Source organism: Paraburkholderia franconis (genome assembly GCF_009362735.1).
GTDB classification, from domain to species: domain Bacteria; phylum Pseudomonadota; class Gammaproteobacteria; order Burkholderiales; family Burkholderiaceae; genus Paraburkholderia; species Paraburkholderia franconis.
This window is the reverse complement of the sequence record NZ_WHNP01000054.1, coordinates 41,510-51,912: the sequence shown is the minus strand read 5'-3', so window position 1 is coordinate 51,912 and position 10,403 is coordinate 41,510. Positions and strand designations below refer to the sequence as shown.

Genomic DNA, 10,403 nt, shown 5'->3' with positions numbered 1-10,403 from the left:
ACTTTGCAATGTCTGCGATGCCGCTCAGCTCGCTGAGCACGAAAAGCATGTCTTTGACGGGGGCGGTGTAGCTCATGGTGATTCGTCCAATCAAGCGGTCGATGGATAACTGCCACGACGCCCGAAAAGGAAATGGCCAGGCGGTGACGATGCAGCCGATCGTACCGGCATCTGCCGTGCACAAGCTGTCCAAAGCTGCCCACGTACTGACAAATCCGGCCATCGCGAGCGGGCGCGCCCGTGCCGGCCCAGGGTTTTCACCCAGCCTCGATGGGCCTTCGGTAGGTGCCGGGCGTGCTGCCCGTCCAGTGACGAAACGCGCGATGAAAAGCGCTTGGATCGTCGAAGCCGATGTCGCCGGCAATCACGGCGATCGTATCGTGCGTCTCGGTCAGCCGCTGGATCGCGATGTCGCGCCGCAGCTCATCCTTGAGCATCTGGAAGGTCGTCTCTTCGGAGGAAAGACGCCTGCACAGCGTGCGGACCGAGCAATGGAGATTCTTCGCGGCCTGCTCGATCGTCGGCAGGTCAGGCAGGTCGCCCGCGAGATATTGGCGAACGCGATGACTGACAAGTTGCTCGCTGAACGACTCGAATATCCACTCGCCCGGCGAGCGAGCGAGAAACTTGCGCAGATTGCGTTTGCGCTGGCGGATCGGCATGTCGAGAAAGGCCGCGCTGAAGCGCATCAGCGTGGCATCACAGCCGAAGCGCACGGGGCCTGAAAAGAAGTAGCGGTGATCGACGGCATGCGGCGGTTGCGGACAGGCGAAATCGACGCGCAGCAGCGGTATTTTCTGGCCGACGAGCCACGACGAGACGCCGTGCGCGAGCTTGAGCGTCAACTCCTGGCCGAGCGGTCCAATGCTCCCGTACGCGGGATTTGGACGCAATTCGACTTGAGCCATCAGTTCGCTGCGGCGCGATTCCAGACGAAAGTCGTCGAGCACGATATGAAAGAACTGCCCGAAGCGGTGCAGCGCCGTTTCGAGGTTCGGTGCATCCAGCAGACTGAGGCAGAGAAACTTCAATGTGCCGCTGCGCAGCGGACGACTGAAGATGCCCGGCATTTCGTCGTCCATCTCGATCGCGAGCGTGCGATACAGCGTGGAGAACTGCTCCTCGGTCACGCGGGCGCCTCGCTTGCCGAGTAGTGCGGGCGTGATGCCCGCCTCGTGGAGATAGCGATGCGTGACGTCGGGCTGCGCGCCAGCGGCCTCGAGAAAACCGTTGACGAGCGAGATCGGGACAGTTGCACTTGGTGTTTGCATTCGTGATCCCGTCGAGATGGGGCTTCATGCTTCACGGCACTCGTCGCTGTTTTTCAGTGATCCGCGAGCCTTGGCGGATGCGCTTTCGTGCATGCGCGGCTCACGCACTATTGTGGATCAGCGACTTTGATGGCTTCGACTTTTTGTTTTGCCGGTCCTCGCCGGCGGTCGATGAACGGGTGCTCGATGAATCGGAATGTTATCAGCGAAAGCATGATTGTCACGACCAATACGAGCATGCCAAAGAGCCCATATTCGGCGGGGGTCAGGCGAGCAACTGACGTGAAATGGTCGACTGCTCTTGAAGCGAGGTAGAGCAGCCAGTTATGCAGCAAATAGATACTGTAGCTGACCAGCCCGAGCAGTCGAGCAGGACGGCACGTCAGAATCCCAAAGACGCTATTACCGCTCGCAAAAATCGAGAACGGCACGAAAAGAAGTGCCGCGCCGGACATCGTGTAAACCGAGGGTCGCCAGATCAGCGTGGCTGCCATGCATGAAATCGCAAGTGCTGTCGCCTGCCACCCTCGCGCCATTTGACGCACTCGCTCAATACGAACGACGACGGCGGTCATACAGCCGGCCAGAAAAAACCATTCCAGGTTGCTCTGCGAGAAGACATCGATCAGCACAGCAGACGCGGCCGCGAGCGCCCACTGGCTCTTTCCGGTTGCGAAGATCGCCAGCAAGGGAAGCATCAGGTAGAACTTCCATTCATAGGCGAGCGACCAGAAAACTGTATTGATGATTGACGTTTTCTCGAAGCCGTTGATGGAAGGTGCGCCCGGGATCGTAAACAGTGCCCACGACAAGACTTGCTGCAACAGATCGCGCGCGCCGACAACCAGTCTGAAGTGCGTCAACGAGAGGGAAGTGACAACCAGTAGACCGGATGCGAGCAGGTACATCGGCACCATGCGGGCAATTCGCGAAACGAAAAACTTGCGAGTATCCAGACTGCCGTTCGAAGCGATCACGCGGCCCCAGAACAGGAAAGCGGTGATCATGAAGAACATTGCTACGGCACCCCGTCCGAGGAAGGTGTTCACGCGAGACGGTGTGAGTTGCCAGACGCCAGTCTGGTAATAGAGATAATTGATGCCTATGTGGTGGATCACCACCGCAACGGCGAGAAAGCCTCGTAAGCCGTCTATCGCGTGGAACCTTCGGGAAGCGATTTCGCGGTCGATCGCTGAACGGAAGAACGAAAGTCTTGATGCGAGCAAGTTCGCCGTCGCGAGCGATACGACGAGCAGGGCTAGCACCGGAATGACGGGGTGACTTTCGAGCAGAGACATAAAAAAGGCGGCGGCGGTCGAGCGAGGATTATATGACAGCAGAGGCGCGCGCCTTCGGCTCATCGAATGCCGTTCCCTGGCGATTGACTTGTCGCGTCGAGGTCGAGGTCGAGGTCGGTCACACCCACTCGACGGCCAATCAGAAATGCCGCACAGCCTAAAGCCGCCGACGCCGAAGGTCCACCGATCCTCGACGATGTCTTCGAGCGCAGCAACAAAATCGAACTCCAACCTTTCCTATGAAAGTCTTCCACGAATTCCACGCCCCCGCGTGACGCGCGGAACGGAATAGGTTGGCCAGTGGGTCGAATACGCTTTGCATTTTCACGCTTCCTGTTCGTCTTCCTGGTGACGCGATCGGAGAACCGGTGTCGCGCAGTTCCTTTCCTGCCGTATTACAGCCAGCAAATGTGCGGCTCCATTGACGCTGCACGGACAAAGGCTTTTCCACGACAAGAGCTGTATCGTCAGGACAAAAGGGATGTCACCGTGAGCAGAGAACGCAGAGAGAACACTGGCCGCGCCGCGGCCGGCGCGTTTTGATCAACGGAGGACGATATGAATCTCAAGGCGCTTGTCTCGGTCGCGGAAGACGGCCCGTGGTGCGGCACAAAGCCACCATGGCATCGGCCAGTTCCCCAACCGCATCCCACCACCTTCGCCTCGTTGAAGGTCTTTGAGAAAAGACCGCACCCTGAACCGGTGTCGCCAGAACTTGTCGCCAGCATGTGGCAGTCGATCCAGCTATTCCAGGCCGGCCAACGACTCGAAAGCCTGGACGGCAACATCATGGAGCTGGGCTCGACCGTGGCACGCGCGGCGTCCGTTTTCTTCGACGACCAGTGCGGCTCTGTGCCATGGTCAGTGATCCTGTACTGGTTGTTGCACAATCCTCCGCCTCCACCGCCGCCATGGCTGCAGCTCGTGACAGACGCGGTCAGCATGGCGTCGATTGCCACGAGAATCGGTGGCGATATCGGCGGCCAGATGCTCGATGGCGCGCAGACGATCATCAAGGAAAATCTGCCAGGCGCGTCTGCTGCTGAAGGTTGAGTCCTTCCAGCCCCTTGCGGCAGCCACACAGCTGAGTACGCGAGTTGCTCGATCCCATCGGACGTGCCGCGAATCGGGAGCGTCCGACGGATTCCGCCGCATCAAAAATCTGCGTGTGGAATAGCAGCAAGTACGACGTTCGGGCCGCGCGACGGCGGCACCATGGCGCACGTATCGCGGAACGAACTTCAACGCCGTTCTTCCTCATCGCGCGCCAACTCGATACGTGTCTTATGAGCGCGCAACGCAAAGGCGTTGAACATCTTATGGGCCGAGGCACCATATGGACGCACATGATCGGAAGCGTATCGCAGTTGCCGTACAGGGCGGGGGTGCACATGGCGCGTTCAGCTGGGGCGCGCTCGACCGCCTGCTGGAAGATGTGGAACGCGACCGGCTTGAGATCGTCGCGTTGAGCGGCACCAGCGCCGGTGGCTTTAACGCCACCCTGTGCGCCTACGCGCTCGGCACGGACGATGAACAGGTATTGCGTGCGCGAACTGCACGGAAGCTGCTGAAGGACTACTGGCTATCGGATGCGGCCGATGCGCCATTCAGCCCGTACACGGTAACGGCAAAGGCCTGGCATGAGACGACGGGATCATGGAATATCGACTCCTCCCCTGTCGCATTGACAGCCGCGCTAAGTAACCAGCTCTGGTCTCCGCTCTTCTTTCCGCAATACGACTGGCTCGCACAGGTACTCGGCAACAAGATCGACTTTCCGACACTGCAACTTCAACGCGAGCCTCCCCATCTATATATCGCGACGACGAATATCACACTGGGACGTCGCGACGTCTTCGCGAAGAGTGCTGTCACGCTCGAAGTTCTCAAGGCTTCAGCCAGCATCCCGCAGATCTTCATGCCGGCACACTACGGCAATTACGACTACTGGGATGGTGGCTATATGGGCAATCCGCCCTTGAGCCCGTTGATCTCCCACGCGACGGACGTGGTCATCATTCAGCTCAACCCGTTCGCGCGCAACGAGAGGCCTTTGACGGCGATGGCGATCAGCAATCGGGTCAACGAGGTGACGTTCAACTCGTCGCTAATACATGAGATCAACGCGATAGAGGCCATGAATAAAGTCCTCGATTATCTCGATGAAAAATCAAAGGACAATGCATCGGTCAGGCAGGCGCTGGAGACGCTCGGCCCGCTCCCGTTCAACCGCGTGAACCTTTACCGGATTACCGATGAAGCGTACATGAGGACACTCGGCTACGCATCGAAGGCGGTAGTCGCGAGGGAGTTTCTCCAGGAGCTTTATGAAAAAGGATGGAAAGCAGCGGATGACTGGCTGAACAAATCCTATCCTTCGCTCTCCAGCACCGCGCCGCGAGTGGCGGCGCTACCGAGTTCGCCTCCGGCGAAAGACTTTCCCGATCAGGTTCTGGACGACCTGTTGAGTAGAAAGAATACTTTCAAGTGAGCTGAAAAGGCTTCGCACGTGAGCACGCGTCGTTCCACACTGTTCGATCGTGTTGCTTCGGCCACGCGCCGGCATGTTCGCGATAGCGCTTCGGGTTTCTTCTCCAGACTTGGGAACAGCGGTCGCGTTTGCCGTCAGTCAACGCGTCTCACTAGCCGATAGTGTTGAAGGACCGGCCCAGAAGCATCTCTTGATGCGCCGGGCCTGCACGAAGCGACTAGTCCATCAGACGTCAGGGTTGCCGGCGACGAAAGCGGTAAATGCGTTATAGGGCTGAGTCACCGGGGCTCCGTCGATCATCAGGCCGTAAGTCATATCTCCGCTGTCGAGCACGTAATACATCACCGACTGGATGTTCTTCGTCTTCCGCGCGCGATAGTAGTTCGCGAACTGCGTGCTGATGTAGTTCGCGCGATAGGCCTGCGTGCTTTCCGGTCCGGTGTTCCATTCCGTGATCAGGAACGGTACGCCGTAGCGAGCCTTGCAGTAGCTCGGCAGGTCGAACCCGGGGCCTGCTCCATCGGTGCCGACGTTGAAGATGTCGCCATAGACTTCGTAGTTGTGCCACGTCGTCATATCCCAGCGCACCTTCGGATAGCCGCCCGTGCCGTCCGGCTGCATGCCGTCCCACAGAGCGTCGGATGCGCCGACGTCGGCCACGCAAAAGTTGACGCCGCATTTCGCCGTGGGCTGCACCGACTTCACGCCGTCGATCATGCCGCGCATCGCGCCGCGCATGATCGGCCAGTTCGCATTGTTGAAGTCGACTGCTTTCGATCCCGCATTGGTCGGATCGAGGATGATCTCGCTTTCCCGGGTCAGTTCGTTGCCGCATTCGTACATCGTGACGCCCCATGGCGCGAGAGCGGCCGCGACAGTGGCCGCACCTGCGCGTGTGCGGTTATAGGCGGCCGATTCGCTCGAGAACATGACGCCGCTGGATTCGTGGATGCCGAAATTGACGAGCACGAACAACGTCAGTCCCGCGGCCTGAAAGGCCTTGGCCAGCGCGACGACTGCGCCTAGCGATACCGGGTCGTCAATGCAACCGACGCGGTAAGTCGAGCATCCCATGCTCTTCATGATCGACACGATCTGGTCGGGCGTGTAGCGATAGTCGTAGTGTCCGTTGATACCGTAGAACGTGCCCGCCGTCGCCGCCGACACGATGCGAGGATCGTTGCACGGCAACCAGGTGCCCGCGTCCGTGAAGACATAGAACTGCCCACCCGTTCCGCGATGCCAGATCTTGCCGCCGTACCACAGCAGCAGCGAAACGTTGTAGGTATTGCCGACGGTGTTCTTATTCCGATAGATGACGCCGTTCACGACCGTCCACACATTACCGAGCTTATCGATGATGTACGTGGCGGACGGAATCGTCGTGCCGTCGGCAGAAGTACCGCCGAGCCGCGGATCGTTGCATGCGATCCATGTGGTGCCGTTCCATCCGTAGAACTGCCCGCCCGTTCCCTGGTGATAGACGCCGCCGCCGTACCACAGCACCATCGACACGTTGTAGTTGTTGTTGGCCTTGACCCCATCCTTGTAGACGGAACCGCCAACCAGCGTCCAGACGGCGCCCTGATTGTCGATGATCGAGTTGGCGGGCGGAATCGTTGTCCCGTTGGCGGATGCCGCTGCCGCTTTGGCTGCTGCTTTGGCCGTAGCGGTGTCGCCTGTGCCGAAATCGGATGAGCCGCCACATGCGCTGAGCGCGTAGCTGCCACCAAGTGCCGCGACACGGCCTAGAAATTGACGTCGATTAATCATGAAAATGGTCCGCTGCCGAAAATGGCTAAAAAAGGGAACGCTGGTTACAGCGGCACATACGGACGACAGACGCCCGATGCACTTACTTCGCATTCCGAAATATTGGCAATTGACCTCCACGAAAATGCAAAGCGGAAATCAATTGCCTTACCGGTAATTACCGCCTTGGTGCTCGCGAATACGCGTAATTAATTCCTGGTTTTCGGCAGCGGAAAGGCAGCACATTAGGGCGAAAACTCAAATAAGTCGTTTCTTCTGATTAAATCGCAACAAAGAGATTTTTTTCGCCTATTGGCCGTCTTGGAGTCTTGTTGCCGCGCGATGTAACACAATGTTACGGAGAAACGTTTATGCACGACGTAGAAAGGATTCGCCCCCCGTTTATCAGAATTTTATTCTTTATTGATCCCCAATTTATTGGGGCTTAATTAGGGAGCGATATTGCATTTAATTAGCGAACGATTCTGCAGAAATGCCGGCTTCCGCATCGAGATCGCCAACGCAGCCGGGCACGCAGCTTGCTGCGTCCCTCCCGGCGCTCATCGCGAAGCACTCGAGTTCACAGCAACACAAGGGAAGCCAGCAACCACACCTTTGAAATCCGCGGAACGTCGCCACGCGTGCGTTCCTTGTTCAATCAGCGGCAGGCCATCGGCCTGACCGTATGCAGCGACCTGACATGGGAATACACCGGCACGGCGGCGCTCGTCTACGACAAGCTCACGGAAAAGATGACGCCCGATGAGATGTACCGGCGCGTGAAAGAACTCGATGCGAAACGCGGCCTCGTGTGGATGAACAAGTCGCCGATGAACGACACGTATGCGCTCGCACTGCCCGCCGAAGCGGCCCAAAAAACCGGCATACGCACGATCTCGCAGCTCGCCGCGAAGATGAAGAGCGACCCGAAAGGCACGCGTCACGTGTTCGGCATGGACGCGGAATTCGCGAATCGTCCAGACGGCCTGAAGCCGCTCGAAGCCGCTGACGACATGCACTTCACACGCAAGGAAACGCGCCAGATGGACCCCGGCCTCGTCTACACCGCCCTCCGGTGTGCGCGCACTGTTTCAACCTCGGCTAACCAGCGACGCAACAGCTGTCGACGCGTGCGCGCCAGCCTGCGAGCGAGGCCGCTGAGGCTGGAGGCGCCTTGCGAATCCAGCAAAAGGTCCCGCTTCATACCCGCCCCCTCAGGCGAAAGCACCTGAGCCGCCATGCCGTGCCGGCAGCGGGACGCCCCGTCGTGTCAATCAGCCTCTTTCTCATGGACTGTTTGTTCAAGGTTACGTTTGCGTGTGACTGAAGGTATCAACCAGCCGGCGCATGACGTCCGGTCCATGTCGATTCACCGTACCTCGCGTGACACTGTACCTGCCGCCCGGCAGCTGTTTAGCCGAGACAAACCCGGACCCTTCCCTATGGAAGCGATTTCAGCGGCGTAACGCTAGCTACGTGACTGTCGGCGCAACAGTGGCATCGAAGCGGACGACAGAGTGATGTCGGGCCGAAGCGGTCATCCGATTCCACCAAAAGCGGACGCTCACTGGCCCATCGAAGTCGCGAGTTCGAAAAGTTCTCGCTCCCGTATCCAGTGGAAGTCATCCCGATCCACAGCCTTTGGCAAATACCAGTCGAGTCCAGGTCACGTTCATGCGCCGGTTCGATCGCTGGACGGATTCCGATCGAACGACGCGTATCGGTTGCAAACCATAGACATTCGCGAGCTGGATGGTCTCTTCGGCTGAGACGTCAAACATTCGTCGGCCGCCTGGAATCGGACCATGTCGCAATGACATGATCAGCAAAGCGCCGTCAGACAGCAGACGAACGACATTCGGCATCGCGCGACGACGTTCTTCTTCGTCGAGATGCATCCAGACGGCCGTCAGCATTGCGAGATCGAAACGTCTTGTCATTGCGCGCACGACGCTGAGGTCAGGAAGGCTATCGTCGAGCCACTCGATCCGCGATGCCGGATGCAGCTTGACGCCAGCGGCTCTGAACTCGTCGACCGGCTCGACGGCGACTACTTGATGCCCCATTGCAGCAAGCGCAGCCGCGTCGGTTCCTATACCTGCTCCAACATCGAGCACATTGGACGGTCGGGTTGGTATCAAATGCAAAACAGCCGCGTGGTGCTCGGCAAACGAGATGCCCTGCCATTGGCTGATCAGCGATTGAGCGGCCTCCGCGTAGCCCTCCGTACCGCTTACGTCGATAGACACTGACGCGTCTCCCGTCTGGTGATCCGCGAAGTTTGCCAGATGATCTCGGGGCACTCAGTCCAAAGGCCGCATAGACGAGTTTTATGCGGCCTTCAGCACCCGCTCACGCATGCGATCTACGGCTGCGGGACGGCAGTTCGATTCGCCGGCACGATCTGCGGCTGGAAGGAAAAGACTTCGCGAGTGCGGTCGTCGACGAACACTTTCAACCATTGCACGTCGTTATTGCCGTTCGCCTGGTTGTCACCAAAGGTTTCGACGCGAAGGAAGTTCTCGAGCCGCCTGCCTTGAGCATCCAGAAAAGGCCGATCGATGCGGAAGTAGTGCGAATCGCCATGCACATACGCAACCGGCTTTCTGAAGGCGATAACTTCATCGCGCAGTGCAAGCAGGAAGTCCTTGAAGCCGTCGGGCGTCGGTCCGGGAAACGCAGGGTCGGAGCCGGGCAACATGTCGTTTTCGACCAGCGTCTTCGGATCGCGCGTCGGCGCACGTGTAGCGTCTGAATTGTCCCAACCCGGATCGGCTTGTGAAATGAACATGATGGCCGAAGCGCCGCGCGCTTTCGCTTCATCGAATGTCTGCTGCATCCAGACGATATCGGCATGGTTGCGCGCCGCATGCTCCGCCGGGTCCGGATTCGTATCGCAAAGGTTGTTGCACGACCCCTGGATGTTGAGCGTCGCATAAACCACGCCGTTCACCATCCAGCGTCGATTCTCGACACAACTTACGAGGTGACTGTTGCTGTCCAGGCAAAGCTTGTCCGTCTGTACCTCCTGAAGAATCGGACGTTGTCCGAGCGACCAGGGAGAGCTGAAGAAGAGCTGACGTTCGTGATCGAGCCTTTCCCTCGACGAAAATCCGCCATTCGACGCACGGTCGCAGTCGGTCCAGTCGTTGTCGCCCGGCGTAAACATCGCTGCCGATTTCAATGCATTGAAGTAGCCCTGAGCCTGCACGTACAGAGCATCGCTGCAAGTCGAGGGCGCTGCTGATCCGGGCGTGCCGCTACCGGCCTTGAGGTCGCCGTCGTGGACCGTAAAAGCGAGTTTCTGGGCGTTCATGTCGGCGATCAGGTTCGGCACACCGACCAGTGCTTGCGTGTCGGAGTATGGCAAGTCGCCCCACAGCCCGATCGCATAGGCGCGCCCTTCGCTATGTCCGTCATCGTGACCGTTTGCGAGCACATCAGCGGCTGGCCACGCCGCCCAAGAGACGGTCGCCATTGCACAGGCGATGTTCCGTAGCCAGCGCCACCCTCTCCCTTTAGATTCCGTCCGCAGACCAGACAAGGTACACCGATCTTTTGCCATCGTTAGCTCCTTTGTTCACGGCGCAA

The 10,403-nt window shown here is 58.8% G+C and carries 8 protein-coding genes and 1 pseudogene; 3 read left to right on the top strand and 6 right to left on the bottom strand.

Annotated features, from left to right (window positions below):
- The 3 genes from GCT13_RS35360 to GCT13_RS35350 all read right to left on the bottom strand — a co-directional run.
- Positions 1 to 223, bottom strand: a 223-nt coding sequence (locus tag GCT13_RS35360; protein ID WP_152766308.1) for an acyl-CoA dehydrogenase N-terminal domain-containing protein, incomplete at its 3' end; no start/stop codon positions are given.
- A 34-nt stretch (positions 224 to 257) separates the two neighbouring features.
- Positions 258 to 1,271 carry an AraC family transcriptional regulator gene (locus GCT13_RS35355; protein ID WP_152766306.1) on the bottom strand — a complete coding sequence of 338 codons (1,014 nt, stop codon included), beginning with the start codon at positions 1,269 to 1,271 and terminating at the stop codon, positions 258 to 260.
- Between the two features lie 107 nt (positions 1,272 to 1,378).
- Positions 1,379 to 2,800, bottom strand: coding sequence for an acyltransferase family protein (locus GCT13_RS35350; RefSeq protein ID WP_152766304.1), 1,422 nt, complete (start codon positions 2,798 to 2,800; stop codon positions 1,379 to 1,381).
- Between the two features lie 327 nt (positions 2,801 to 3,127).
- Here GCT13_RS35350 and GCT13_RS35345 point away from each other — a divergent pair, with 327 nt between their 5' ends.
- Entirely contained in the window at positions 3,128 to 3,622 is a 495-nt protein-coding gene (locus GCT13_RS35345) for a hypothetical protein (RefSeq protein WP_152766302.1), read from the top strand.
- A 283-nt stretch (positions 3,623 to 3,905) separates the two neighbouring features.
- The gene (locus GCT13_RS35340) at positions 3,906 to 5,060 is read left to right on the top strand and encodes a patatin-like phospholipase family protein (RefSeq protein ID WP_152766300.1); all 1,155 of its coding nucleotides are present in this window, start codon (positions 3,906 to 3,908) and stop codon (positions 5,058 to 5,060) included.
- 225 nt (positions 5,061 to 5,285) lie between these two features.
- On the opposite strand, the gene GCT13_RS35335 is transcribed toward GCT13_RS35340, so the two are convergent.
- Complete coding sequence (locus GCT13_RS35335; RefSeq protein ID WP_152766298.1) at positions 5,286 to 6,833, bottom strand: hypothetical protein; 1,548 nt, start codon at positions 6,831 to 6,833, stop codon at positions 5,286 to 5,288.
- A 671-nt stretch (positions 6,834 to 7,504) separates the two neighbouring features.
- On the opposite strand from GCT13_RS35335, the pseudogene GCT13_RS51000 reads away from it, so the two are divergent.
- Positions 7,505 to 7,885: pseudogene (locus GCT13_RS51000) on the top strand (glycine betaine ABC transporter substrate-binding protein); the annotation flags it as partial.
- A gap of 549 nt (positions 7,886 to 8,434) precedes the next feature.
- Here the strand turns inward: GCT13_RS51000 and GCT13_RS35325 are convergent.
- Both GCT13_RS35325 and GCT13_RS35320 read right to left on the bottom strand, forming a co-directional pair.
- A complete protein-coding gene (locus GCT13_RS35325) occupies positions 8,435 to 9,061 on the bottom strand; it encodes a class I SAM-dependent methyltransferase (RefSeq protein ID WP_321574831.1) in 627 nt (208 codons plus the stop codon).
- A gap of 116 nt (positions 9,062 to 9,177) precedes the next feature.
- On the bottom strand, positions 9,178 to 10,290 hold the full coding sequence (locus tag GCT13_RS35320) for a hypothetical protein (RefSeq protein WP_193727838.1): 1,113 nt from the start codon (positions 10,288 to 10,290) through the stop codon (positions 9,178 to 9,180).
- Positions 10,291 to 10,403: the final 113 nt, after the last annotated feature.